Origin of the sequence: Nonomuraea sp. NPDC050022 (assembly GCF_044460705.1) — a bacterium.
In the GTDB taxonomy this organism is placed as follows: domain Bacteria; phylum Actinomycetota; class Actinomycetes; order Streptosporangiales; family Streptosporangiaceae; genus Nonomuraea.
In genome coordinates, this window is sequence record NZ_JBITKE010000003.1 from 629576 (window position 1) to 655049 (window position 25474).

Below are 25474 nucleotides of genomic sequence, written 5' to 3' on the forward strand. Positions count from 1 at the left end.
GCCGCCGGTCACGATGCTGCGGGAGCACGCCCGGCGAGGGCGACTGTTTCGGATATAAACGAAAGGTGTTCAGGATCGAGGTCACCCCGCAGGACGTGGTGGCCAGCCGGTTCGCCATCTCGCCGCTGATCGAGACCATGCACGCGCAGTGGGTGCTCGAAGGCCGTACCAGGGCGGGCGCGCACCGGCGGTGGGTGGGCAGGTGGCACGAGCGGTACAAGGAGCTCGCCGGCCGCCACCCCGCCCTGCGCGCCATGGCGGCGATCACCGGCAACAAGGGCACCGGCAACGTCGACTTCATCGCGCCGCCGCCCGCCGGGATGAGCGTGCCGTTCGAGACCGAACTGGCCGCCATGCGCACGACTCCGGTCGAGCAGGCGCACGGCGAGATCGCCTCCGTCCTGGCCCAGCGGCCGCCCGTGCCGGAGTGGACCAGGGAGTTGCTGCTCGGACCCGACGTCGTCCAGGTGCTGGCCGACGCCTACGAGACGCTGTGGACGGAGATCCTGTCCAAGGACTGGCCGCGCTTCCAGGCGATCCTGGAACGCGACGTGGTGCAGCGGGCGGGCCGGCTCGCCGCGTACGGCTGGGCCGCCGCGCTCGACGACCTGAGCGAGCAGGTCCGGTGGCACGGCGACGGGTACATCGAGGTCCGGATGGGCCAGAGCGACGAGCGGCACCGGCTCGGCGGCAAGGGGCTGCTGTTCCTGCCGTCGGCGTTCGTGCTCGCCGTGGGCGCCTACCTGGAGGACGCCTGGCCGTACGCGCTCACGTACCCGGCCCGCGGCACGGCCGTCGAGGCGCCCGCGACAGGAACGGGGGCGGGCCTGGCGGTGCTGATCGGCCGCACCCGGGCCCGCATCCTCGCCGAGCTCGCCGTGCCCGCCACCACCACCCACCTCGCGGCCCTGCTCGGGCACAGCCTCGGCACCACCGGCGGCCACCTGGCCGCCCTGCGCCGCACCGGCCTCATCGCGGGCACCCGTACAGGCCGCGCCGTCCTGTACGCCCGCACCCCACTCGGCGACGCCCTCATAGCGGGAAACAGCTGAAGCACGGGTACGCGCGCGAGGACCGATGATAGTTCGGCAGACTCGATACCCCCGTGATCTGAGGGCACGAAGGTATAGTCACATCCGTCCAGCACAACTGTTCAGGCCGAGGGAGCGCGCGCATGAAGGCCGCCGATGTCGCGCCAGAGGCGCAGGCCCGGTTCCCGCACGATCTCATGTACGCGGCGGCGACCCAGTACTACCTCGAAGACGCCACCCAGGCCGACATCGCCAAGCGGCTGGGCGTCAGCAGGGCGACCGTGAGCCGGCTGCTCACCGAGGCCCGCCGCCAGGGCATCGTCGAGATCAAGGTGCACCGTCCCGCCACCCTTGAGGACGGCCCCCTGGCCGCCAGCGTGGCCGAGGCGCTGCGGCTGCGGCGCGTCCACCTGGTCCCCAAGGTCAGCGGCCCGGCGCTGGGCCCCTGGCTGGCGCCGGGGCTGGCCCGTGCCCTGGCCGGGGTCGGGCTGGAGTCGGGCGACGTGGTGCTGGTCTCGTCCGGCAGCACGGTGTACGAGTGCGCGCGTGAAGGGCTCGGGCAGTTCCCCGGCGTCACCATCGCACCAGCCGTGGGCGGACAGGAGGAGCCGCAGCCGTGGTTCCAGACCAACGAGACCACCCGCATCCTGGCCGAACGCGTCGGCGGCGTGCCCAGCTACCTGTACGCGCCCGCGCTGCCGGGGCCCGAGCTGTTCTACTCGCTCCAGCACGAGCCGTCGGTGCGCAAGGTCATGGACCTGTGGGCGCACGCCAAGTGCGCCATCGTCGGCGTCGGCTCCGCGCCGCTGATGCGGCAGGTCGTGCCCGCCTTCATGCCGCGCGACGCGGAGAGCCTGCGTGAGGCCGTGGGCGACGTCTGCATGCGTGTGTACGACCGCGCCGGCGAGCCGGTCTCCTACCCGGGCAGCGAGCGCCTGGTGGCCCCCGGCCTGCACGAACTACGCCGCATCCCGTCGTCGATCGCCGTCGCGGTGGGCGCCGAGAAGGTGCTGTCGATCATCGCGGGCGCCAAGGGCGGCTACTTCAACCAGCTGGTCACCGACGTCCTGACCGCCGAGGGCCTCCTGGCCGCGGCACGCCGTTCCTGACAAGCAGCCGACGTTCCCGACAGCGAAGCCCTGATAAACACCCGACAAACCGGGAACGAACCCCAAACGACTACTTCTTGCCCAAAACCAGGCTCATGCCCTGAACACTTTTGCTGGACAATTATTCAGACCTCGCGCTAGCGTGAGCCACACCACAGGACGTGGCCGGTTGTGAGCGGCTTGTCTCCCGTGGCGTTTTCAGGGGAGCGACGCGATCAGCGAGTCCGTGAGGACGTAGTAAGTGAGGAAATATCCCGTGAAGAGAGTTCAGATGCGGACCTCCGCGTTCGCCGCGGTTGTAGTCATCGCAGGGTCGGCGCTGGCCGCCTGCGGCTCCGGTTCCACCGGTGGTGACAGCGGCTCCAGCGGCACCAAGGCGGGCGGCGGCGCGGAGAACGCCAAGGTGGCCTTCCTCATGCCCGACCTCGCCTCCACCAGGTACGAACTGCAGGACAAGCCGCTGTTCGAGGCCAAGATGAAGCAGCTCTGCCCGAGCTGCACGGTCATCTACCAGAACGCCGACTCCGACGCGGCCAAGCAGCAGCAACAGGCGAACTCGGCCCTGGCGCAGGGCGTCAAGGCCATCGTGCTCGACCCGGTCGACTCGGCCGCCGCGGCCACGATGGTCAAGACGGCGCAGTCGCAGGGAGTGGCGGTCATCGCCTACGACCGGCCGATCCCGGCCACGCCCGCCGACTACTACATCTCGTTCGACAACGAGAAGATCGGCAACATGATCGCCCAGTCCCTGGTCGACCACCTCAAGAAGGAGAACATCCAGGGCGGCCTCCTGGAGGTCAACGGCTCGCCCACGGACGCGGCGGCCGGCCTGATCAAGAAGGGCATCCACAGCGCGATCGACCCGAGCGGCCTGAAGCTGCTGGCCGAGTACGACACTCCCGACTGGCAGCCGGAGAAGGCCCAGACCTGGGTCAGCGGCCAGATCACGCAGTTCAAGGACCAGATCGCCGGCGTGGTCGCGGCCAACGACGGCACCGGCGGCGGCTCGATCGCCGCGTTCAAGGCGGCCGGCGTGAAGGTGCCGCCGGTCACGGGCAACGACGCCGAGCCGGCCGCCGCCCAGCGGATCATCGCCGGCGACCAGTACAACACGATCTCCAAGCCGATCAAGATCGTGGCGGAGGCGTCGGCCGACGTCGCCTACCAGTTCATGCAGGGCAAGAAGCCCGCGGGCAAGACCACGCTCTACAACACGCCGTCCCAGCTGTTCGTCCCCACGGTCGTGACCAAGGAGAACATCAAGGCGGTCCTGTTCGACAGCGGCATCATGAAGGCCGGCGAAGTGTGCACCGGCGAATACGCCAAGGGCTGCGCCGACCTGGACATCAAGTAGGGCTAGGGAGGAGCGGCCTTGTCGCCCACACAGCAAGCGGACAGCGTTCTGTCCCTGCGAGGGATCAGCAAGACGTTCGGAGCGGTCGCCGCGCTCACCGATATCGACCTCGATGTCGCGGCGGGCCAGGTCATGGCCATCGTCGGTGACAACGGCGCGGGCAAGTCGACGCTGGTCAAGATCCTGTCGGGGGTGCATCCGCCCGATTCGGGGACGATCACCTTCGAGTCGCGGGACATCCACATCCCGACGCCGGCGGCGGCGCACAAACTCGGCATCGCCACCGTGTTCCAGGACCTCGCCCTGTGCGAGAACCTCAACGTGATCCAGAACCTGTTCCTGGGCCAGGAGGTCCGCCCGCTCCGGCTGAACGACGTGGCGATGGAGACCCGCTCCTGGGAGCTGCTCCGCCAGCTGTCAGCGAAGATCCCGAGTGTCCGCGTGCCGGTGGCCGCGCTCTCCGGCGGCCAGCGGCAGACGGTGGCCATCGCCAGGTCGCTGCTCGGCGACCCCAAGGTGATCATCCTCGACGAGCCGACCGCCGCCCTGGGCGTCGCCCAGACGGCGGAGGTGCTCAACCTGGTCGAGCGGCTGCGCGAGAACGGCCTCGGCGTCATCATGATCAGCCACAACATGGCCGACGTGCAGGCCGTGGCCGACACCGTGGCCGTGCTCCGGCTCGGCCGCAACAACGGGGTGTTCGACGTGGGCGCGGTCTCCACCGAAGAGATCATCGCCGCCATCACCGGCGCCACCGACAATGCGGTCTCCCAGCGCCAGGCGCGCCGCAAGGAAGGTCTGCCCTCATGAACAGCACGCTCACCACGGACCGCCAGGACGAGCGGCTGAGCGGGAACGAAGGGCTGCGCGGCGCGATCGCCGACGTGCTCGAACGGGCCCGTGGCGGCGACCTGGGCGTGATCCCCGTCGTGGTGGGGCTCATCGTCATCTGGACGGTGCTGCAGATCCTCAACCCGATCTTCCTGTCCAGCGCGAACCTGGTGAACCTCACGCTGGAGTCGGCCGCGACCGGCATCATCGCGCTGGGCATCGTCTGCGTGCTGCTGGTCGGCCAGATCGACCTGTCGGTCGGCTCGGTCAGCGGCCTGTCTGGGGCCGTGCTCGCCGTGCTCTTCGTGGCCAAGGGGCTGCCGGTCTGGCTGGCCATCCTGGCCGCGGTCATCATGGGCGCGGTGATCGGCTGGGTGTACGCGCAGCTGTTCAACCGCTTCGGGGTGCCGAGCTTCGTCATCACGATGGCCGGGCTGCTGGCCTTCCTCGGGCTGCAGCTCTACGTGCTGGGCACCAAGGGCTCGATCAACCTGCCGTTCGACTCGGGCCTGGTGAACTTCGCGCAGCTCGACTTCGTACCGGCCTGGCTGTCGTACTGCTTCGCGGTGATCGCGGCCGTCTGGCTGTTCGCCAGCGGTTACCTGCACGCCCAGGAGCGGCGGCGCGCCGGGCTGTCGGCCAGGAGCCTGTCCATGCTGGCCGTCAGGAGCCTGGCGCTGCTGGTCGTGCTGGCCTTCGTGGTCTACTACCTCGGGCAGACCCGCGGCATCGGCTGGATGTTCATCTTCTTCGTGGCGCTGGTGCTGATCATGCACTACCTGCTGTCGCGTACCAAGTGGGGCCGGGCCGTCTACGCGGTCGGCGGCAACGTGGAGGCCGCGCGCCGCGCGGGCATCAACGTCAAGGCCGTCTACACCTCGGTGTTCGTGCTCTGCTCGTCGTTCGCGGCGGTCGGCGGCATCCTCGCGGCGGCCCGGCTGGCCGCGGCGAACCAGAGCAGCGGCTCGGGCGACGTCAACCTCAACGCCATCGCGGCGGCCGTGATCGGCGGGACGAGCCTGTTCGGCGGGCGCGGCACGGCCTTCGGCGCGCTGCTCGGCATCATCGTCATCCAGTCGATCTCCAGCGGGCTGACCCTGCTCAACCTCGACTCCTCCATCCGCTTCGTGGTCACGGGCATCGTCCTGCTGCTCGCGGTGGTCGTCGACTCGATCGCCCGCAAGTCGCGGACCTCCCACGGACGCGCCTGATGGCGGTCATCTGCGTCGACGCGGGGACCACTGTCATCAAGGCCGTCGGGTACGACGAGACGGGCGCCGAGACGGCCGTCGCCCGGCACGGAACCACCGTCTCCAGGCCCGCGCCCGGCCAGGCCGAGCAGGACATGGACTCAGTCTGGGACGCGGTCGCCGGCACGGTCCGCGAGGTCGCGTCCCGGCTCGGCACCGCGCCGGACTTCGTCGCCGTGACCGCGCAGGGTGACGGCTGCTGGCTGGTCGACGCGGCGGGCCGCCCCACCGGTCCGGCGATCCTGTGGAACGACGGCCGCGCCGCCGCCACCGTCGACCACTGGAACCGCTCAGGGCTGGCCGCCGACGCCTTCCGCGTCAACGGCTCCTCCGCCGCCTCCGGTCTCCCCCACGCGATCCTGACCTGGCTGAACGAGCACGACCCCGACCGGCTGACTCGCTCGGCCGCCAACCTGACGTGCGGCGGCTGGATCTTCTCCCGGCTGACCGGCGAGCTGGCCGCCGACGAGTCCGACGGCTCGGCCCCCTTCATGGACCTGCGCACCCGCGCCTACTCCCCCGCGCTCCTGGCCATGTTCGGCCTGGAATGGGCCGAACGCCTGCTGCCCGAGTTGCGCGACGACACGCGCCGGGTGGGCGCCCTGACGCGGGAGGCCGCCGAGCTCCTCGGGCTGCCCGCCGGGACACCGGTCGTGATGGCGCCCTACGACATCGCCGCCACCGCGATCGGCGCCGGCAGCGTCGGCCCCGGACAGGCGTGCAGCATCCTGGGCACCACGCTCTGCACGGAGACCGTCGTCGAGCGGCCCGACCTGGACGGCGAGCCCGTCGGCATCACGATCGCGATGCCCGACGGCTACCTGCGCGCCTTCCCCACCTTCGCCGGCACCGAGGTCCTGCAGTGGGCCTGCCGGCTGCTCGGCCTGGACGGCCCGGCCGAGCTGGGCGAGCTGGCCGCCACCGGCCCGCCGGGCGCGGGCGGGCTGTCGTTCCAGCCCTACTTCTCCCCCGCCGGTGAGCGCGCGCCGTTCTCCGATCCGCTGGCCAGGGGCGCCTTCCTCGGCCTGTCCTTCGAGCATGGGCGCGAGCACGTCGCCCGAGCCGTGCTCGAAGGGCTCACGCTCGTCATCCAGGACTGCCTGGCCGCCTCCGGTGAGGGGCCGCACGAGCTGCGGGTGTGCGGCGGCGGCTCAGCCAGCGCACTGTGGCTGCGGATGATCTCCGACGTCACCGGCCTGCCGGTCTTCCGATCGGGTGACACCGAGGTCGGCGCCAGGGGCGCCTTCCTGGTCGGCCTGGTCGCCACGGGCGCGGCCACGAGCATCGAGGCGGCGGCCGACCGGTTCGTCCGGTTGCGGGATGCCGTACGACCCGAGTCCGGCGCGTACGGCACGGCGTACCAGGACTTCCTGGCCCTGCGCGAGACCAGCGCCCGATCATGGCCGCTGCTCGCCGAGATGCGGGGGCGCTCGTGAGCGTCTGGATCGGTGTGGACCTGGGCACGCAGAGCGTCCGGGCGATGGCCGTCACGGACGGCGGCGAGGTGCTCGGCGCGGCGAGCAGGCCGCTGACCAGCCACCGCGACGGGCCCCGGCACGAGCAGGACCCTGAGGAGTGGTGGCGCCAGCTCGCCGCCGCCACCCGCGAGGCGCTGCGCGAGGTGCCGCCGGAGCGGATCCGCGGCGTCGCCGTGGCCGCGACCTCGGGCACGATCCTGCTGACCGGCCCCGACGGCACCCCGCTGACCCCCGGTCTGATGTACGACGACCGGCGGGCGGCGGCCGAGGTGGCGCGGATCGACTCGGTCGGCGCGGCCGTCTGGCAACGGCTCGGCTACCAGCGCATGCAGGCCAACTGGGCGCTGCCCAAGCTGCTGTGGCTGCTGCCTGACGCCCCACCGGGCGCGCGGCTGGCGCACCAGAACGACTTCGTCAACCGGCGCCTGGTCGGGCGCGACGTGGCCACCGATCTGAGCAACGCGCTGAAGACCGGCGTGGACCTGATCGAGGAGCGGTGGCCGTACGAGGTGTTCGACGAGCTGGGGGTGCCCGCCGAGACACTGCCCGACGTCGTACGGCCCGGCACCACGCTCGGCACGGTCTGCGCCGAGGCCGCCGCGAGCACCGGCATCCCACTCGGCACCCCGGTGATCGCCGGGACCACCGACGGGTGCGCGGCGCAGCTCGGCGCCGGGGCGATGACGCCGGGCAGCTGGAACTCCGTCATGGGCACCACCCTGGTGCTCAAGGGCGTCACCAGAGAGCTGATCCACGACCCGCTGGGCGTCGTCTACTCGCACCGCGCGCCGGACGGCTCGTGGCTGCCGGGTGGCGCGTCGAGCACGGGCGCGGGGGTGCTGACCCGCGAGTTCGCCGGGCAGGACCTCGACGCGATGAGCACCCAGGCCGCCGCCCGTTACGGCCCCACCGCCCGCTTCGGTCCCGCCGCCACCCCCACCAGCACCGGGGAGCCGGTCGTCACCTATCCGCTCGTGTCGCGCGGGGAGCGGTTCCCGTTCGTGGCGCCCGAGGCCGAGGGATTCACGCTCGGCCGCCCCGCCGACGACGTCGAGCGCTACGTGGCGATCCTGCGCGGCGCGGCGTTCGTCGAGCGGCTCTGCTTCGACTATCTCGACCTGCTGGGCGCCCCGGCGGACGGGGAGATCGTGCTGACCGGCGGAGCCACCAGGAGCGCGTACTGGACCCAGCTGCGCGCCGACGTCCTCGGACGTCCCGTCACGCTGCGGGAGAACGCCGAGCCCGCGCTCGGCATGGCCGTACTGGCCGCCGGAGACAAGGGCGACGCGGCCGCGATGATCCGCACCCGCGCGGTCGTGGACCCGGCAGGACCCCGCATGGACGAGACCTACCTACGCTTCGTCACCGAACTGGAAGGACGCGGCTGGCTGCCCGCGAGCGCCGCCGACCACGCCCGTGAGAGGACCGCGCCATGACCAACATCGCACTGGTGCGCCACGGCGAGTCCGTCTGGCATGCCGAGAACCGCTACGCCGGGCTCAGCGACATCGAGCTGACCCCGCGCGGCCTCGACCAGGCCGGGCAGCTGGCCTCCTGGGCGGGCCGGGCCGGGCTCGCGGCCGTCTGGGCGTCCACGCTGAGCAGGGCCCGCATCACCGCCGCCGCCAGCGCCGAGGCGGCGGGTGTCGAGCTGCGGGTGGACGAGCGACTGCGGGAGCTCGACTTCGGCCAGGCCGACGGGCTGACCGCGGCGGAGATGCGCGAGCGCTTCCCCGAGGCCCGCGCCGCCTTCGAGGCCGATCCCGCCACGAACCCGCTGCCGGGCGGCGAGGATCCCAAGCTGGCGGCTGACCGGTTCACCGAGTGCCTGCGGGACATCGCCGCCGCCCATCCCGACGGCCGGGTGATGGTCGTCGCCCACACGACCGTCATCAGGATCGCGCTGTGCCGCCTCATGGGCGTGCCGCTGGACGAGTACCGGCGGCTTTTCCCAAAGCTGGACAACTGCGCCATCACCGAGATCCGCCCGCGGAACGGCCAGGTGGCGATCCTGCGGTACAACTCCCCGATTGGAGCTCTTCGTTGACCATCCGAGTCCTCGCCGCCGGCGACCACTTCGTCCAGAACCGCCTCTTCATCGACGCGCTCCGGCACGCGGTTCCCGGTGAGGTGGAGATCAGCGAGCTGACGCTGCCGTGGCCGGAGGTGCCGTTCGGCCGGGTGAGCGAGGTGGACGAGGCGTCCGATGTGGAGGACGAGCTGATCGAGGCGCTGCGCGGCGTCGAGGTCTGCGTGACCCAGATGGCCCCCCTGACGAAGCGGGTGCTGGACGCGTCGCCGGAGCTCAAGCTGTTCTGTGTCAGCCGGGGCGGCCCGGTCAACGCCAACCTGGACGCGGCCACCGAGGCGGGCGTCGCGGTCACGTTCGCGCCGGGACGCAACGCCGTGGCCACCGCCGAGCACACGCTGGCCATGCTCCTCGCGGCCACCCGCCGCATCCCCCAGACGCACGCCGACCTGGCGGGGGGCGTCTGGCGGGGCGACTACTACACCTATGACAACGTCGGGCCCGAGCTGGAGGGCTCCACGGCGGGCCTGGTCGGCTACGGGGCGATCGGCCGCCGGGTGGCCCGCATGCTGGAGGGCTTCGGGGCAGAGGTCCTGGTCTACGACCCTTACGTGGAAATTTCAGGACAGGTGGAGTTGGCCGAGCTGCTCGAACGCTCCCAGTTCCTCTCCCTGCACGCGCGGGCCACCCCCGAGACCATCGGCATGATCAGCGCACCGCAGATCGCCGCGATGCCCCGCGGGTCCGTCATCGTCAACTGCGCGCGCGGCTCGCTGCTCGACTACGACGCCCTGTGCGACGCGCTGGAGTCGGGTCACCTGTTCGGCGCCGCGGTGGACGTCTTCCCCGAGGAGCCCATCCCGGCGGGGTCGCGGCTCCTCACGACCCCCAACCTGGTGATGACCCCGCACCTGGCCGGCGCCAGCAAGGAGACGGCCATGAACGCCGCCGAGATCGTCGCCGAGGACGTGGCCCGCTACGTCCGCAAGGAGCCGCTCAAGCACTGGGCCAACCCAGCGGCCCTCATCCCATAAAGCTCTATCCCTTGAGCGCGCCGGCCATCAGCCCGCGCATGAAGAACCGGCCGAGCAGCACGTAGATCAGCATCGTCGGCACCGACGCCAGAATCGCCGCCGCCATCTGCTGGCTGTACGGCGTGGCCTGGGCGCCGGCGATGTTGTTGAGCATGACGGTCGTCGGCCAGCTCGTCGGCCCGGTGAGGAAGACGGCGAACAGGAAGTCGTTCCACATCGAGGTGAACTGCCAGATGATCACCACCGCGATGGCCGGCGCGGACACCGGCAGCACTACCGACCAGTACGTACGCAGCATCCCCGCGCCGTCCACCCGCGAGGCCTCGATGAGCTCGTCCGGGATGGTGACGTAGTAGTTGCGGAAGATCAGCGTGCAGATCGGGATGCCGTAGACCACATGCGCCAGCGTCAGCCCGGGGATCCCGCCGTAGAAGACGCCCTGCAGCCCGGTCACCTCGTTGAGCTTCACCAGGAGCTGCACCAGCGGAATCATCACCCCCTGGTAGGGGATGAACATGCCGAACAGGAACAGCGTGAACAGCAGGTCCGCGCCCGGGAAGCGCCATTTCGACAGCACGTAGCCGTTCATGGAACCGAGCACGCAGGACAGCAGCGAGCCCGGCACGGCCAGCAGGACGGAGTTCCACAGGCCCGGGGCCAGCTTCTCCCATGCCACCCGCCACGCCTCGAAAGTCCAGGTCCGCGGCAGATTCCACGCCTGGCTCGGGTCCGCCTCGGTGAGCGGCTTGAAGCTGGTGACCAGCAGGACGTAGATCGGGATCAGGAAGATCACCACGAAGGCGATCAGCAGGACGAGCCGCACGCCGCTGGACACCCGCCGGCGCCCGATCACCGCGGTCATGAACGCCTCTCCTTACGCACGGACCAGATCAGGTACGGGATGACGAAGACGGCCACGCTCAGCACGATGTACGAGGCGATGGTGGCGCCCTTGGCCGGGTCGTGGGAGTCGAACACCGCCACCCACATGAACACGGCGGGCACGTCGGTGATGATCTGCTTGCCCGACACCGCCACGATCAGGTCGAACACCTTGAGCGAGATGTGCCCGAGGATGATCAGCGCCGACAGCGTCACGGGCCGGAGCATCGGCAGCACGACGTACCGGTAGACGCCCCACTCGTTGCACCCGTCGACCCGCGCCGCCTCGCGCAGCTCCTCCGGCACGCCGCGGAACCCCGCCAGGAACAGTGCCATGACATATCCGGACATTTGCCAGACTGCCGGGAGAGCCATCGCGGCCATCCCCCAGTCCGGATCCCGGAACCACTGCCACTGCGGCAGCCCGATCCAGTCGAAGAGCCGGTTGAGCCCGACCGCCCGCTGCTCCATCCCCGAGTTCATCAGCCAGCGCCACACGATGCCGGTCGCGACGAACGAGATGGCCATCGGGAACAGGTAGATCGCCCGGAACGTCCCCTCGCCCCTGATCCCCTTCTCCATGAGGAAGGCCAGGAACCAGCCGAGCACCAGCGCGCCCAGCACGAACACGAGCGTGAACATGATCGCGTGCTGTACCGAGAGGTGCCATCGAGGCAGGTCCCAGATGTCGACGAAGTTCTTCAGCCCGACGAACTTGCCCTCGGACACCTCGTCGTGCTTGTCGGTCATGGCCAGCTGGAAGTTCCAGCCCAGCATGCCGTACACGAACACGCCGATCGCGATGATGGACGGCGTGACGAGGAGTAAACCAGGCAGCCAGGTGCGTGCCCGCCTCACAATATCCCCTCCAAGAGGTACGGCAGGCGTGAACGCCTGCCGTACCCGGGTGACTGTCTTACTGCGCGTTGGCCGTTGCGGCGTCGACGAGCCCCTTCTGCAGGGCCGCGACGTCCTTGCTGCCGATGAACAGGCCGACCGCCTCGGTGATCGAGGCCAGCCACGGCTGGTTCACCGACACCCCGTGCTGGATGGAGCCGGCCAGCTTGTTGCTCGACCAGTCCTTCAGCGCGTCCGCCAGATAGTCGGTGTAGAGCGACTGATCGGCGTCCTTACGGGCGGGGATGGAGCCCTTCTTCGGGTTGAAGGCGTCCTGTCCCTCCTTGCTGGCCGCGACCTTGAGCCAGGCGATGGCCCCGTCACGGTTCTTGGCGCCCTTGGGCAGCGTGAAGCTGTCGGACAGCCACAGGTAGGTGCCCTCGGTGCCGGGAGAGGGCGCCCAGTCGAAGTCCTCCTTCGACTTCTTGCCCAGGCCGCCGTCCGGCGGGTTGTGGAAGTAGCCGTAGGCCCAGTCACCCATGACGTTGAACGCGGCCTCGCCGTCGGCCACCTGCTTGGCCGCGGGCTGCCAGTCGTCCTGCGGGTCGCCCGCGTACGACATGATCGTCTTGAAGCTCTCCAGCGCCTTCTTCACCTCGGGGCTGCCCCAGTTGGCGCCCGGCTTGAACAGCGCGTTGTAGGCGTCGGTGCCGAGCGAGCCGAGCAGCACGCTCTCCATCAGGTGCACCACGGTCCACTCCGAACCGATGGACAGCGGGATCTTGCCCTTGGCCTTCACCTTGCCCAGGTCGGCGATGAACTCGTCGACCGACTTGGGCGCGGCCGCGATCCCCGCCTCCTTCAGCAGCTTCGGGTTGAACCACAGCACGTTCGACCGGTGGATGTTGACCGGCACCGAATAGATCTTGCCGTCCACGCTGATCTGGTCGATCAGCTGGGAGGGGAAGACGTCCTTCAGCTTCAACTCGTCATAGAGGGAGTTGAGGTCCTCCAGGTCGCCCGCCTTGATGTAGCCCTGCAATTCGGCGCCCGCGTGACCCTGGAAAGTGTCCGGCGGGGTGTCCGCCTGCAACTTCGACTGCAGCAGCGCCTTGGCCTTGTCGCCGGAGCCGCCCGCCACCGCCGCGTCGAAGAAGGTGTAGTTCGGGTTCTCCTTCTCGAAGATCTCCCGCATCGCCTTCAGACCGTCGGCCTCACCCGGCCCGGTCCACCACGAGAACACCTCGACCTGCTTCTTCTCGCCGCCACCCGTGGCCTGCGGGCTCGCCGTTGCGCCGCCGCCGCTACCACCGCAGCCGGCCAGGCCGAGCACGCTCGCCATAGTGATCGCGACGGCCGCCAACCACCGTCGTCGCATCGCACACCGTCCCTTCGAAACCCCGAGTGGTGAAGGTTGACAACGTTGTCAGTAGGGCAATCAACCCACTTCGCACTTGGAGCCGTCAAGGCATGTGCTGATAACAGGTCCGCATAGGCGCGACGACCAGCAGGTGGTGGGCGGGCCCGAGCCCTGCGCGGCTCGAGCCCGCTGTCACGCGTCCGGAACCAGACCCCCACCCCTCCGAGGAGGCCAAGCTCCGCCTGGACACGCGACGCCCCATTGGATCGAGCCACGACGCCCCCTGACTGAGAGGCGAGATCGCAAGGTGCGGTCGATCACATGCAGAACGTTAGACATGTGGACGGGACGCCGCATGCGTCGAGATGGCCATTCGAGGATGTAACCGTTCGGCCCCGGAGATGTGTAGAGAGGTCTGTGCAGCCTCATATGTAGGAGGAGAAGAGTGCCGAGGTCATCCCCGTGGGCGCGGGTTGGCGTACCTCATTAGGAGAGTGCCGCCTCCAGGACCGCGCGGGCGATGAGAGCGGCGGTCGACGGGGCGGCGTGCTCCAGGACCACGCCCACGGCCACCTCCGGCGTGTCCGCCGGGGCGAACGCCGTGAAGAGCGCGTGATCCTCCCCTACCCCCGACTTGGCCGCCACCTGCGCGCCCGGGATGGCGGACGCCGTACCGGAACCGCCGGCACCGGTGACCGTGCGCATCATCGACGTGAGCTGGCCGGCCAGGGTGGCGGGGATGCTCACCCGGTACGGCGCCGGGTCGGCCCGGTCGATGAGCGAGCCGTCCGGCAGGCGTACATCCTCCACCAGGTACGGGCGCATGAGGACGCCGTGGTTGGCGACGGCGGCCGACAGCATGGCGATCATCAGCGGCGTGGCCCGGACGTCATGCCGCCCGATGGCCGACAGGGCGGTCTGGGCCCGATTCATGTTCGGAGGGTAGGTGCTGGCGGTGACCTGCAACGGGATCGTGAGGTCGCGGTCGTTGAAGCCGAACGCCTCCGCCTGGTCGCGCAGGATGTCCTGCCCCAACTGGAGGCCGATGCCGGCGAAGGCGGTGTCGCAGGAGGACCGGAAGGCGTCCGGCAGCGTCGGACGGGCATCGCCGCAGGACCCGCCCGTCTCGGGCAGGTAGGCCGTGCTGCCGGGCAGCCGCAGCCGGTCGGGCGCGTCAACCCGTGAGGTGAGCGAGTACTCGCCCGACGACAGGGCGGCGGCCGTGGTGACCAGCTTGAACGCGGAGCCGGGCGGATACCTCTGGCTGACCGCCCGGTTGACCAGCGGCCCGGCGGGGTCGCCGCGCAGGCGCCGGTCCGTCTTGGCCAGTTCGGCGGGGTCGGTGGTGGTGTAGGCGTTGGGGTCGTACGTCGGGTAGCTGGCAAGGGCGAGGATCGCGCCGGTCGCCGGGTTGACGGCGACCGCGGCGCCCGGCCGGCCCGCCGCCCTGAGGCTCTCGTACGCGGCCGTCTGCGCGCGATCGGTGATCGTGAGCCGGACGTCGGCGCCGCGGGCCCTGCCGTGTCCGACGAGTGAGCGGACCTGGATCCTCGGGTCGTCGCCGGACAGGACGTCGTCCGAGGCCCCCTCGATGCCCGTGGTCCGGCTGAGTGACGCCGTCCCGGTCACTGGGGCGTACAGCTCGCCGTGGGGGTAGACACGGCGATACACGTACGGCCCGCGGGCCGTCGCCCGGCTCACGGCGACGGTCGTGCCGTCATAGGTGAGGATGTCGCCGCGCGGATGGTCGAACCTGGCGATGGCGGAGCGCTGGTTGCGCGGATCGGCGTTGAGCCCCCGCGCCCCGAACCCCTGGATCACCGTGATGTTGGCCAGCACCGCGAACAGCAGCATCGCGCACCCCTTGGCGACGCGGCGCAGCGGAATGTTGATCCGTCTCGCCCTGGGCCCGGCCATGGTCCCGGTCTAACAACCGGACCCCAAAGACAGGGCTAGACGACGCTGCGGTAGTAGGAAATCTTGTTGTGGATGTAGCGCTGACGCTCGGTGAGGTTGGCGATCTGCTCCCGTACGCGGCCGTCGTGCTCCTCCAGGAGCTTGATGCGGTCGGCGATCGTGTGGTCGCCCTGCCGGACCAGGGCGGCGAAGCGGAGCATCTCGGCGATCGGCATGCCGGTGTCACGCAGGCAGCGGATCGTGCCGAGCCAGCCGACGTCCTCTTCGGTGAACCGGCGCTGACCTGCGGCGTTGCGGCCGACGGGCTCCAGCAGGCCGATCTTCTCGTAGTAGCGCAACGTGTCCAGGGTGAAGCCGGTCTCCTCGACCACTTCCGCGGGTGTGTAGACGCTCACGGCAGAAGCATCGCACCTGGAGCCGACTCCAGGTCAACTGTTTCTCCGGCTTGACATGGACCGCACTCCAGCTTCCACGATCACCACCATGAACATCGCACTGGGCACGATCCCGTTCGGCACCGCGGTCGACGAGAAGGACACTTTCGCCATTCTGGACCGGTTCGTCGAGGCCGGGGGCACCATGCTGGACACGGCCAACTGCTATCCGTTCTGGGTGCCGGGGTGCACGGGCGACGAGAGCGAGCTGGCCATCGGCTCCTGGCTCGCGGCGCGCGGCAACCGGGACCAGATCTTCCTGAGCACGAAGACCGGCGCCCGGCCCACCATCCCCGGCGACGACACGCTCGCCTCGGCGGAGGGACTGTCCGCCGCCTCCATCGGCAAGGCGATCGAGGGCAGCCTGCGGAGATTGCGGACGGACTACATCGATGTGTATTGGTCGCACATCGAGGACCGGTCCGTACCCCTGGAGGAGACCCTGGGGGCATTCGACGACCTGGCCCGGCAGGGCAGGATCCGCAGCGTGGGGGCCAGCAACCTGGCCACCTGGCGGGCCGAGCGGGCCAGGAACCTGTCGGCGGCGCGGGGCTGGCTGCCGTACACATGCCTGCAGCTCCGGCACACCTACCTGCGCCCGCGACCGCTCACGCGGCCGGCCGAGTCGGGCCACGCGCTGGCGACGGACGAGACGCTGGAGTATGTACGCGCCGAGCCCGACATGACGCTGTGGGCGTACAACACGCTGATGGCGGGCGCCTACACACGGGCCGACCGCCCGATCCCCGACATTTACCAGCATCCGGGTACGACCCGGCGGCTCGCGGTCTTGAGTGAGGTGGCGGCGGAGGTGGGGGCGACGCCCAACCAGGTGGTGCTGGCCTGGCTGCTGGCCGACGGGCACGTCCCGATCGTCGGCGTCTCCACGATGGCCCAGCTCGAGGAGGCCCTGGGCGCGGCGGACGTACGGCTGGACGACGAGCTACGCGCCCGGCTGGACACGGCCTGCTGAGACCGGCACTGCGGCCCGGAGTGTGGCGGGAGCGCTCCCGCGAAGTGCCGCAGACACAGAAGCAGGCGGACCGTCAGCGGCAGACGGCCCGTCAGGGCAGGTGGTCGGCCAGGTAGCGGTGGACCAGCTGCTTGCACTCGGCGATCAGGTCGGAATCACCGTCGGGACGCACCCGGAAGGCCAGCTTGAGCACCGCGTCCGTGGCCTCGACCGCCACCAGCAGGGCGCGGTCGAGCCCCGGCCCGACAGGCGCGTCGAGCAGGTCGACCGTGAGGGCTCGCAGCCGGTCGGCGACCACGACGTTGTTCTCCAGCGCGGCGTCGAGCATCCGGTTGGTGCCTTTGAGCGCCGGCCCGCCCGGCGCCGTCAGCACCTCTCCGAAGTCGACCACGGCGAATCCCGGAGTGGTCCGCTTCATCGCCACGAACTCATCGATGGCCAGGTCGACCAGGTCGGTCCAGTGGTCGAGACCGGACTCGGCGATCCGCTCCGTGAGCCGCTCGGTGATGCGCTGCAGGAAGGCGTCGAGGTTGCGCAGAGCCAGCGCTCGCACCAGGCCCTGCTTGTCGGAGAAGAATTGGTAGAACGTGCCTATCGGCACCTCGGCCCGGCGCGCGACCTCTTTGGTGGTCAGTGCCTCGTAACCGACCTCGTCGAGCAAATGTGCGCACTCGTCGAGCATCCGTTCGACTCGCTCCACGCTGCGGCGTTGGGCTGGACGCCGGCGCAGGGTACTCGTCATGCCCCCCATCTTGGCGTATTACCGCCAGGTAGGCTCCCCCGAGCCTCCGCGAGTTAACATGAGTCCCACTCGGATGATCGCTTAGGAGTGCGCATGTTCCTGTGGGGTACTGCCACGGCCGCCTACCAGATCGAGGGCGCCATCAAGGAGGACGGCAGGGGCGCCTCCGTCTGGGACACCTTCGCCCACGAGCCGGGCCGCATCCGGGACGGGCACACCGGGGACGTCGCGTGCGACCACTACCACCGCTGGCCCGAGGACGTCGCGCTCATGGCCGGCCTGGGCGTCAACGCCTACCGCTTCTCGATCGCCTGGCCCCGCGTGCTGCCGCTGGGCACGGGCCCGGTGGAGCCGAGGGGCCTCGACTTCTACGACCGGCTGGTCGACGGCCTGCTGGCGGCGGGGATCGCGCCGGTGCCGACCCTGTTCCACTGGGACCTGCCGCAGGCGCTGCAGGACATGGGCGGGTGGATGAACCGCGATATTTCCTACTACTTCGCCGAATACGCGGCGATAGTGGCCGAGCGCCTCGCCGACCGGGTGCCCATGTGGATCACACTGAACGAGCCGTTCGTGCACATGGCCTTCGGGTACGGCATGGGCGTCCACGCCCCCGGCCAGGCCCTGCTGTTCGACGCCCTGCCCGTCGCCCACCACCAGCTGCTCGGCCACGGCCTGGCCGTTCAGGCGCTGCGCGCGGCCGGGGCGCGGCAGGTACTGATCACGAACAACTGCACCCCGGTCTGGCCCGTCTCGGAGGAGGCCGCGGACCTGGCGGCGGCCGACGCGTACGACACGCTGCACAACCGCCTGTTCAACGACCCGATCCTGCTGGGCGAGTATCCGGACCTGAAGGCCATCGGCGCCATGGACGTGGTCCGCGACGGCGACCTGGCCGTCATCTCCGCACCCGTGGACGGCCTGGGCATCAACTACTACAACCCCACCCGCATCGGCGCGCCCACGGACGACGGCCTGCCCTTCACCGATCACGGCATCACCGGCTACCCCACCACCGCCTTCGGCTGGCCGGTCGTCCCGGACGGCCTGCGCGAACTCCTGACGGGCCTGCGCACCAGGTACGGCTCCGCGCTGCCGCCGGTGTACGTAACGGAGAACGGCTGCTCCCAGGAGGATGCCCCCGGCCCGGACGGCACGATCGACGACCAGGGCCGCATCGCCTTCCTGGACGGCCACATCAGAGCGGTGGAACAGGCGGCGGCGGAGGGCGTCGACGTGCGCGGCTACTTCGTCTGGTCACTGCTGGACAACTTCGAGTGGGCTGAGGGCTACCACCAGCGCTTCGGCCTGGTACACGTGGACTTCCCCACCCAGCACCGCACCCCGAAGGCGTCATACGCCTGGTTCCGCGACCTCCTGGCGACCAAGCGCTAGCACGTTCTTCCTTCCCCGAAGGGGGCATCCGCCCTCAGGCACGACGGACCGCTTCGTCTGCTCCCCCGGAGGGGGTCCATCCCTAGGGACCCCAGCCCCAACGGACCGTCTACTTCCGCTCCCCGGAGGGGGTATCCCTCCCCGGGGACCCCAGCCCCAACGGACCGTCGTTCCGCACAGCCGCTAGAACACCGACACATGCACATGGTCGTAGTGGTTGGCGGTAACCCCACCCCGGTCCGACATCGGGTCCCAGCCACCCCCCGACCGAATGTCGTAATACCGCTGCTTCCAGATGATGTACATCACCCCGATCCGGGGCCCGTTCTTGATCAGCCACTCGGCCAGCGCGTCACCGCGGTCCGCGTCGGCCCCCGTGGCCGCCCGCCCGCCGCTCGACATCATGAAGTCGCAGGCCCGCCCCTTGCCATGCTCACCGGGGTCACCAGGCCGCAGGCAGCCCACCCCGTACGGCATGGGGAAGTTCCGCATGATCTCGGCCCGCACCGCGATCAGGCGCGGCGTGAGCCCCGAGGAGCCGCCTGGCTGCTGGAAACCGTACTTGGCGAGGAGCCGCTCGATCTCGCGGCGCTTGCCCTGCATGGTCTTGATCTCTTTTTTCAGCTTGTCGATCTTTTCGGCGGCGGTCCGCTTGGCGTCAGCGGCCTTGTCGATCAGCGCCTGGATGCTCTGCACCTTGCTGATGCGCTCGTTGGCCAGGTAGGTCATGTTCGCCGCCTGGCCGAGCGCGACGGTGGGGTCGACGCCCGGGGCGATCAACTGGACGCCGTCGAGCGGGCCCGCGATGTAGGTGCTCTGGGCGATCGAGGTCACTTCGGCCTTGGCGCCGGCGAGCCGGGCCTCCAGGTCGCCGGAGTTGTCGGTGGCCTTCTTGGCCTGGATCCGTACTTCCTCCAGGCTCTGGATCTGGCCGCGATAGAGATCGTTGAGCTGGGACGCCTGCTTGGTCAGCTTGCGCAACTCGGCCGGGTTGGGAGCCGCGGAGACCGGGAGGGGGAACGCGAACAGCCCCGCCAAAACGATGGCGAATAGGGCGAAGCGACTGATTTTCACGTCCGTCCTCCCCTCATCGACGGACCGAAACTATAGAAGATGATCTTGAATATTGTCACCTGAACGCGGCAAGTCGCGCCCCTTTGGCGAATTATCTGAGGATTGTCCGATCTAAGGCAGGCATAAAGATTGGGCCTTGCCGAGCGCCACGTATCGGTCTGAGATGGCGACGAAACTGGTCTCTGCGAAGGGGCAGACCTCGTGTCTCGATTACTGACCCTGTCCACCGCCGTCGTCCTCGGCCTCGGCACGTCCCTCGTCGCCCTGGAAGCCCAGGCGTCGGTGGACCCCCTACCACCCCGCGACAGGATCGAGCTCTACCAACTGGAGAGCGCGCCCGGCACCGGGCAGGCCCTCAAGGAGAAGGGCTTCGACGTCGTCCAGCAGGACACCAAGGGCGGCAAGGAGCACGTCGAGGTGACCGCCGCCCAGACCGACCTCGACGGCCTGCGCAAGCTCGGCTATAAGCCGGAGCCCGTACGCAACCCGCAGGGCCAGACCCAGTTGGAGGCCGCCAAGGCGCAGGCCGCCGGCGGCTACACCGTCTGGAAGTCCTACTCCGAGCCCGGCGGCATCGCCGACCAGCTCAAGGCCATCGCCAACGCGAACAAGGACATAGTGAAGATCGAGTCCCTCGGCAAGACGCTGAAGGGCCAGGACATCCTCGCCGTCAAGGTCACCGCCCTGGCCAGGGTGCTGCCCGACGGCATCAAGCCGGCGACGCTGTACTCGGCGACGCAGCACGCCCGTGAGTGGATCTCCACCGAGGTCGACATGCGGCTGCTGAAGCACGTCATCGCCAACAGGGCCGCGCTCAAGGATGTGCTGAACAGGACCGAGCTCTGGTTCGTGCCGGTCGCCAACCCCGACGGCTACGACTTCACCTTCACCGAGGGCAACCGCCTGTGGCGCAAGAACCTGCGTGACAACGACGGCGACGGGCGGATCACCACCGGCGACGGCGTCGACCCGAACCGCAACTACCCCACCAACTTCCACTACGACGAGGAGGGCTCCTCGTCGATCCCGAGCAGCGAGACCTACCGCGGCGCGGCGCCCGCCAGCGAGCCCGAGACCAGGGCGCTCGACGGGCTGCTCAGGCGGATCAGGTTCAAGGGCCAGGTGAACTACCACTCCTTCGGCCCGCTGCTGCTCTATCCGATCGGCTGGCAGGTCGCCACCAAGACCGCGGACAACCCGATCTACGAGGCCATCTCCGGGAACGACGCCAAGCCGGCGATCGCGGGCTTCGACCCGGACCTGTCTGCGGAGCTCTACACCACCAACGGCGAGACGACCGACCACGCCCACGCCTCCTACGGCACGCTGGCCTGGACGCCGGAGCTCGACGAGGGCTGCGACGGCTGCGGGTTCGTCTTCCCCGACGACGAGGCGCTGGTCCAGGCGGAGTTCGAGAAGAACATCCCGTTCGCCCTGGACGTGGCAAAGTCGGCCACCAACTGGTCCGAGCCGGTCAACCACCTCGGCAACTCCACCGCCGACTTCGTGCTGGACCCGTTCGAGGTCAGCTACGGCCGGGACCAGGTGGTCCAGGTGGACGCCAAGCGCAAGCTCGGCCCGATCTTCCTGAACTACCAGGTCAACGGCGGCCGGACCAAAACCGTACTGACCGGTGAGTGGCGGGGCGGCGAGCGCTACGGCAAGGGCTACGACACCTACTACCACTGGATGCGCGGCAAGATCACCGGCACCAGACCCGGGGACAAGGTCAAGGTCTGGTTCAGCTCGATCGGCAGGAAGAGCGGGGACTTCACCTACCAGGTCGCCAGTGACATCGGCGGCAAGGTGCTGGTGCTGGCCACCGAGGACGTCACGGGCCTCAGCCCCGTCCAGGGCGTGACCGAGGCCAAGTACGCCGACGACTACGTCAAGGCGCTCGACGAGGCCGGTTACAGCTCCGACGTCTATGACATGGACAAGATGGGCCGCAAGGCTCCGCACGCGCTCGGCGTGCTCAGCCACTACAAGGCGGTGGTCTGGGAGACGGGCGACGACATCATCCCGAGATCGGTCGGCCAGGTGGCCGGCACCACCTCCAAGGGCGGGGTCGACACCGAACTGGCCGTGCGCGACTACCTGAACGAGGGCGGCAAGCTCCTGCACTCGGGCAAGTACCCGTCGTACGCGGCCAACAACAACGGCGCCTACTACTACCAGCCCGACCAACCGGCCCAGCCCGAATGCGCGACCCCCAACGACCCGCCGTGCATCCAGGTGTTCAACGACTTCCAGCAGTACTGGCTGGGCGCCTACGTCTTCTTCGACGACTCGGGCATCAACCCCGGCACGGGCCTCCCGTACGCGCTGCAGGGCGTGAGCGGCCGGTTCAAGGGCTTCACCGGCACGCTGGAGCCGAGCCACACCAACTCCTTCGTGGCGACCTCGGCGATCCTGCCGGCCGCCCAGTTCCCGCAGTTCGCCAGCTCCGCGCCGGTCAAGTGGGCACGGCCTGGCGGGCCGTTCGACCCGCACACCGGTTCCTGGGACGTCTACAGCGGCATCGCCGACGCCTCCTGGAAGCGGCTGACCAAGACCGTCGACCTGACCGGCAAGACCAGTGGCGACCTGTCGTTCTGGACCTCCTACGACACCGAGGCCGACTGGGACTTCCTGACCGTCGAGGCGCACACCGCGGGCGGCGACGACTGGACGACCCTGCCGGACGTCAACGGTCACACCTCGCAGAGCACGGGCAGCAGCTGTGACCCGCCCAGCGGCGGCGAGGGCTGGCGCGCGCTGCACCCGTTCACCCAGCGCTACCAGGGCCCGGGCTGCGAGCCGACCGGCACCTCCGGCTCGTGGAACGCCGCCTCGGGCAACTCGGCCGGCTGGCAGCAGTGGAAGGTCGACCTGACCCCGTACGCGGGCAAGAAGGTGGAGCTGTCCGTCTCGTACATCAGCGACTGGAGCACCCAGGGCGCGGGCGTCTTCCTCGACGACTTCACCGTCACGCTGAACGGCGCGACGGCGGAGCAGACCTCGTTCGAGAGTGACCTGGGCGGCTGGAGCACGGCGGCGCCTCCTGAGGGCACCTCGCCCTCGATCAACTCCTGGGCCCGCACGGACCAGATGTTCGAGGAGGGCGGCGGCATCGCCACCAAGGACACCGTCTACCTCGGCTTCGGCGTGGAGAGCCTGACGACCCAGGCCATGCGTACGGACCTGGTCAAGCGGTCCTTGCGGCACCTGCTCGGCTGATCGGCCCAGAGGGGTCCGGCACGCGTACGCGCGTGCCGGACCCCTCTTGCGCGCGTGGACAGAACATGGTTCGGTCACCTTGAGGAGCACGACAACCAAGCGAGCATTTGGTCAAGCAGGAGGCTCACGACATGCGCCAGCACGACACGCTGTTCATCGGGGGCGAATGGGTGGCCCCGGCCGGGACCGGCACCATCGACGTCATCTCCCCCCACACCGAAGAGGTCGTGGGCCGCGTGCCCGACGGCACGCCCGAGGACATGGACCGCGCGGTGGCCGCGGCGCGGCAGGCGTTCGACCACGGTCCGTGGCCGCGCATGACGTTCGCCGAGCGGGCCGAGGTGATCGGCAGGCTGGCCGAGATCTACGCCGCCCGGCAGGGCGAGATGGCCGCGCTCATCACCGAGGAGATGGGCTCGCCGATCACCTTCTCCAACCTGGCGCAGGCGCCGCAGCCGCTCGGCATGCTGCAGTACTACGCCGACTACGGCAAGACCTTCGCCCAGGAGGAGCAGCGGCCCGGCCTGTTCGGGCCGACGACCGTGCGGCGGGAGCCGGTGGGCGTGGTGGCGGCCATCGTGCCGTGGAACGTCCCGCAGTTCGTCGCCATGACCAAGATCGCGCCCGCGCTGCTGGCCGGCTGCGCGATCGTGCTCAAGCCCGCGCCGGAGACGCCGCTCGACGCCTACTTGCTCGCCGAGATGGTCATCGAGGCCGGGATCCCGGCCGGTGTGCTCAACATCGTGCCCGCGGGCCGCGAGGCCGGCGAGCACCTGGTCTCCCACCCGGGCGTGGACAAGGTGGCCTTCACCGGCTCGACCGCCGCGGGCCGCCGCATCGCCGCCATCTGCGGCGAGCAGCTCAAGCGGGTCAGCCTGGAGCTCGGCGGCAAGTCGGCGGCGATCATCCTCGACGACGCGGACCTGCCCTCCAGCATGGGCATGCTGGCCATCGCCTCGCTGATGAACAACGGCCAGGCGTGCGTCGCCCAGACCCGCATCCTGGCCTCGCGGACCCGCTACGACGAGGTCGTGGACGCGGTCGCGAACATGGTCACCTCCCAGCCCGTCGGCGACCCCGCCGACCCGGGCACCGGCATCGGCCCGCTGGTCGCCAAGCGGCAGCAGGACCGCGTCGAGGGCTACATCCAGGCCGGAATGGACGAGGGCGCCAAGGTCGTCGTCGGCGGCCTGGACCGGCCGATGGACCGCGGCTGGTACGTCGCCCCGACCGTCTTCGCGGGCGTCACCAACGAGATGCGCATCGCCCGCGAGGAGATCTTCGGCCCGGTGCTGTCGGTGATCCCGTACGAGGACGAGGCGGACGCGATCCGCATCGCCAACGACAGCGACTACGGCCTGGCCGGTACGGTCTGGACGGCCGACGCCGACCACGGCATGGAGGTGGCCCGCCAGGTCCGTACCGGCACCTACGGGATCAACTGCTTCATGCTGGAGTCGAACGCGCCCTTCGGCGGCTACAAGGCCAGCGGCGTGGGCCGCGAGCTGGGCCCCGAGGGCCTCAGCAGCTTCCTGGAGTACAAGACGATCGCGCGCCTGGGCTGAGAACAGGGCTCCGGTACGGCCGTACCGGAGCCCTTCTCACGGCGCCCCGCACCCAGCGCGCCCCCGCAACGCTTGGTGTGGTCTCCGCTACTCCACGCAGTATGTCCTACGTCCACCGCCTCGACGGTTTCCTTCCCGTAGGACTTTCTCCCGGTGGATTTCTTCCTTACGCCCTAGATAGACGTCTATTACTCAGAAAAGGTTCGTACTGATCCACTTTCCGATTCTGCGGATGAGTTCCGGGGTCGCCGCGGCCTCCGCGTGGCCGTAGCCGCGCTCGATCCAGAGCTTCTTGGGCTCGCGGGCGCCCTCGTAGAGCTGGTGCGCGTGCTCCAGCGGGAAGAACCCGTCGGCGTCGCCGTGGACGATCAGCAGCGGCGTGGGAGAGATCAGCGCGGCGGCCTCGTGGGGCGGCACCGGGATCGGGTCCCACTCGCCGCGGGCGATCTTGGTGCGCTTGGCGACCCTGGCCGCCCACCTGCCGATCGGCTGCTCGATGGCCCAGTGCACCTGGCGCATCGGCTTGGTGCCGCGGTAGTGCCAGCGGGCCGGGCCGCTCACCGACACCACCGCGTCGATGCCGCCGAGCAGTCCCGCGTGGCGTACGGCCACGGCGGCGCCCATGGAGAAGCCGACCACGGCGACCTTGGAATAGCCGATCACCCGCGCGTGCCGTACGGCGGCGTCGACGTCGAGGATCTCCTTGTCGCCCACGGTCGACTCGCCGCCGGAACGGCCGTGCCCCCGGAAGTCGAACGCGACCACGCCGCCGTAGCCGCTCAGTACGTGCGCGATGCGCCGCGTGGCCGGGTCGCGCCAGGAGCCGGTGAACCCGTGCGCCACCACGATGCCGAGGCCGGAGCGGGTGGACGGGGTGTGCGCGGCGTCGATGCGGACGCCGTCCTCGGTGCGGAGCATGACCGGGAAGTTGGGAGCGAGCGGCATGTTTCCGAGCTTATG

At 69.7% G+C, this 25474-nt stretch carries 21 protein-coding genes; 13 read left to right on the forward strand and 8 right to left on the reverse strand.

The features are described from left to right. Positions 1-65 precede the first annotated feature (65 nt). The 9 genes from ACIBO2_RS14365 to ACIBO2_RS14405 all read left to right on the forward strand — a co-directional run bounded on the left by ACIBO2_RS14365 (position 66) and on the right by ACIBO2_RS14405 (position 10116). Positions 66-1052, forward strand: a complete 987-nt coding sequence (locus ACIBO2_RS14365) for an ArsR/SmtB family transcription factor (protein ID WP_397297285.1) — start codon at positions 66-68, stop codon at positions 1050-1052. Positions 1053-1174: 122 nt separating this feature from the next. Continuing rightward, positions 1175-2140 carry a sugar-binding transcriptional regulator gene (locus tag ACIBO2_RS14370; protein WP_225291924.1) on the forward strand — a complete coding sequence of 322 codons (966 nt, stop codon included), beginning with the start codon at positions 1175-1177 and terminating at the stop codon, positions 2138-2140. 256 nt (positions 2141-2396) lie between these two features. Continuing rightward, the gene (locus ACIBO2_RS14375) at positions 2397-3494 is read left to right on the forward strand and encodes a sugar ABC transporter substrate-binding protein (protein WP_358539715.1); all 1098 of its coding nucleotides are present in this window, start codon (positions 2397-2399) and stop codon (positions 3492-3494) included. Positions 3495-3512: 18 nt separating this feature from the next. Beyond that, on the forward strand, positions 3513-4304 hold the full coding sequence (locus ACIBO2_RS14380) for an ATP-binding cassette domain-containing protein (RefSeq protein WP_358539711.1): 792 nt from the start codon (positions 3513-3515) through the stop codon (positions 4302-4304). Beyond that, positions 4301-5536 carry a sugar ABC transporter permease gene (locus ACIBO2_RS14385; RefSeq protein WP_358539708.1) on the forward strand — a complete coding sequence of 412 codons (1236 nt, stop codon included), beginning with the start codon at positions 4301-4303 and terminating at the stop codon, positions 5534-5536. The genes ACIBO2_RS14380 and ACIBO2_RS14385 overlap by 4 nt, the downstream gene beginning before the upstream one ends. Next, on the forward strand, positions 5536-7011 hold the full coding sequence (locus ACIBO2_RS14390; RefSeq protein WP_358539704.1) for an FGGY-family carbohydrate kinase: 1476 nt from the start codon (positions 5536-5538) through the stop codon (positions 7009-7011). Before ACIBO2_RS14385 ends, ACIBO2_RS14390 begins: the two co-directional genes overlap by 1 nt. Next, complete coding sequence (locus ACIBO2_RS14395) at positions 7008-8489, forward strand: FGGY family carbohydrate kinase (RefSeq protein WP_358539701.1); 1482 nt, start codon at positions 7008-7010, stop codon at positions 8487-8489. The genes ACIBO2_RS14390 and ACIBO2_RS14395 overlap by 4 nt, the downstream gene beginning before the upstream one ends. Continuing rightward, positions 8486-9100: a histidine phosphatase family protein gene (locus tag ACIBO2_RS14400; protein ID WP_397297289.1), complete on the forward strand. Its 615-nt coding sequence runs from the start codon at positions 8486-8488 to the stop codon at positions 9098-9100. Before ACIBO2_RS14395 ends, ACIBO2_RS14400 begins: the two co-directional genes overlap by 4 nt. Beyond that, the gene (locus ACIBO2_RS14405) at positions 9097-10116 is read left to right on the forward strand and encodes a 2-hydroxyacid dehydrogenase (protein WP_358539694.1); all 1020 of its coding nucleotides are present in this window, start codon (positions 9097-9099) and stop codon (positions 10114-10116) included. The genes ACIBO2_RS14400 and ACIBO2_RS14405 overlap by 4 nt, the downstream gene beginning before the upstream one ends. Positions 10117-10120: 4 nt before the next feature. Here the strand turns inward: ACIBO2_RS14405 and ACIBO2_RS14410 are convergent, their stop codons facing one another. The 5 genes from ACIBO2_RS14410 to ACIBO2_RS14430 all read right to left on the reverse strand — a co-directional run bounded on the left by ACIBO2_RS14410 (position 10121) and on the right by ACIBO2_RS14430 (position 15507). Continuing rightward, positions 10121-10978, reverse strand: coding sequence for a carbohydrate ABC transporter permease (locus ACIBO2_RS14410; protein WP_357950539.1), 858 nt, complete (start codon positions 10976-10978; stop codon positions 10121-10123). Next, positions 10975-11856 carry a sugar ABC transporter permease gene (locus tag ACIBO2_RS14415; RefSeq protein WP_358539689.1) on the reverse strand — a complete coding sequence of 294 codons (882 nt, stop codon included), beginning with the start codon at positions 11854-11856 and terminating at the stop codon, positions 10975-10977. The genes ACIBO2_RS14410 and ACIBO2_RS14415 overlap by 4 nt, the downstream gene beginning before the upstream one ends. A 58-nt stretch (positions 11857-11914) precedes the next feature. Next, positions 11915-13213 carry an ABC transporter substrate-binding protein gene (locus ACIBO2_RS14420; protein ID WP_357950534.1) on the reverse strand — a complete coding sequence of 433 codons (1299 nt, stop codon included), beginning with the start codon at positions 13211-13213 and terminating at the stop codon, positions 11915-11917. Between the two features lie 468 nt (positions 13214-13681). After that, complete coding sequence (locus ACIBO2_RS14425; protein ID WP_397297293.1) at positions 13682-15112, reverse strand: penicillin-binding transpeptidase domain-containing protein; 1431 nt, start codon at positions 15110-15112, stop codon at positions 13682-13684. 35 nt (positions 15113-15147) lie between these two features. Then, positions 15148-15507 (reverse strand): MerR family transcriptional regulator, encoded by a 360-nt coding sequence (locus tag ACIBO2_RS14430; RefSeq protein ID WP_358539682.1) that lies wholly within the window; start codon positions 15505-15507, stop codon positions 15148-15150. An 88-nt stretch (positions 15508-15595) separates the two neighbouring features. On the opposite strand from ACIBO2_RS14430, the gene ACIBO2_RS14435 reads away from it, so the two are divergent. Continuing rightward, positions 15596-16519 (forward strand): aldo/keto reductase, encoded by a 924-nt coding sequence (locus tag ACIBO2_RS14435; RefSeq protein WP_397297295.1) that lies wholly within the window; start codon positions 15596-15598, stop codon positions 16517-16519. 91 nt (positions 16520-16610) lie between these two features. Here ACIBO2_RS14435 and ACIBO2_RS14440 read toward each other — a convergent pair whose 3' ends face one another. Next, positions 16611-17261 carry a TetR family transcriptional regulator gene (locus tag ACIBO2_RS14440; protein WP_358539676.1) on the reverse strand — a complete coding sequence of 217 codons (651 nt, stop codon included), beginning with the start codon at positions 17259-17261 and terminating at the stop codon, positions 16611-16613. 93 nt (positions 17262-17354) lie between these two features. On the opposite strand from ACIBO2_RS14440, the gene ACIBO2_RS14445 reads away from it, so the two are divergent. Further along, positions 17355-18656, forward strand: a complete 1302-nt coding sequence (locus tag ACIBO2_RS14445; protein WP_397297298.1) for a GH1 family beta-glucosidase — start codon at positions 17355-17357, stop codon at positions 18654-18656. Between the two features lie 183 nt (positions 18657-18839). Here the strand turns inward: ACIBO2_RS14445 and ACIBO2_RS14450 are convergent, their stop codons facing one another. Further along, positions 18840-19730: a hypothetical protein gene (locus ACIBO2_RS14450; protein ID WP_358539671.1), complete on the reverse strand. Its 891-nt coding sequence runs from the start codon at positions 19728-19730 to the stop codon at positions 18840-18842. A 201-nt stretch (positions 19731-19931) separates the two neighbouring features. Here ACIBO2_RS14450 and ACIBO2_RS14455 point away from each other — a divergent pair, with 201 nt between their 5' ends. Next, positions 19932-22949 (forward strand): M14 family zinc carboxypeptidase, encoded by a 3018-nt coding sequence (locus ACIBO2_RS14455; RefSeq protein WP_397297300.1) that lies wholly within the window; start codon positions 19932-19934, stop codon positions 22947-22949. A 131-nt stretch (positions 22950-23080) separates the two neighbouring features. Continuing rightward, positions 23081-24514: an aldehyde dehydrogenase gene (locus tag ACIBO2_RS14460; protein ID WP_358539666.1), complete on the forward strand. Its 1434-nt coding sequence runs from the start codon at positions 23081-23083 to the stop codon at positions 24512-24514. Between the two features lie 192 nt (positions 24515-24706). On the opposite strand, the gene ACIBO2_RS14465 is transcribed toward ACIBO2_RS14460, so the two are convergent. After that, positions 24707-25459: an alpha/beta fold hydrolase gene (locus ACIBO2_RS14465; RefSeq protein ID WP_358539664.1), complete on the reverse strand. Its 753-nt coding sequence runs from the start codon at positions 25457-25459 to the stop codon at positions 24707-24709. Between the last annotated feature and the right edge of the window lie 15 nt (positions 25460-25474).

Coding starts and splice junctions, on each gene's coding strand:
- ACIBO2_RS14370 (WP_225291924.1), top strand. CDS start 1,175: ATGAAGGCCGCCGATGTCGCGCCAGAGGCGCAGGCCCGGTTCCCGCAC.
- ACIBO2_RS14385 (WP_358539708.1), top strand. CDS start 4,301: ATGAACAGCACGCTCACCACGGACCGCCAGGACGAGCGGCTGAGCGGG.
- ACIBO2_RS14390 (WP_358539704.1), top strand. CDS start 5,536: ATGGCGGTCATCTGCGTCGACGCGGGGACCACTGTCATCAAGGCCGTC.
- ACIBO2_RS14400 (WP_397297289.1), top strand. CDS start 8,486: ATGACCAACATCGCACTGGTGCGCCACGGCGAGTCCGTCTGGCATGCC.
- ACIBO2_RS14410 (WP_357950539.1), bottom strand. CDS start 10,978: ATGACCGCGGTGATCGGGCGCCGGCGGGTGTCCAGCGGCGTGCGGCTC.
- ACIBO2_RS14420 (WP_357950534.1), bottom strand. CDS start 13,213: ATGCGACGACGGTGGTTGGCGGCCGTCGCGATCACTATGGCGAGCGTG.
- ACIBO2_RS14425 (WP_397297293.1), bottom strand. CDS start 15,112: ATGGCCGGGCCCAGGGCGAGACGGATCAACATTCCGCTGCGCCGCGTC.
- ACIBO2_RS14435 (WP_397297295.1), top strand. CDS start 15,596: ATGAACATCGCACTGGGCACGATCCCGTTCGGCACCGCGGTCGACGAG.
- ACIBO2_RS14440 (WP_358539676.1), bottom strand. CDS start 17,261: ATGACGAGTACCCTGCGCCGGCGTCCAGCCCAACGCCGCAGCGTGGAG.
- ACIBO2_RS14445 (WP_397297298.1), top strand. CDS start 17,355: ATGTTCCTGTGGGGTACTGCCACGGCCGCCTACCAGATCGAGGGCGCC.
- ACIBO2_RS14460 (WP_358539666.1), top strand. CDS start 23,081: ATGCGCCAGCACGACACGCTGTTCATCGGGGGCGAATGGGTGGCCCCG.
- ACIBO2_RS14465 (WP_358539664.1), bottom strand. CDS start 25,459: ATGCCGCTCGCTCCCAACTTCCCGGTCATGCTCCGCACCGAGGACGGC.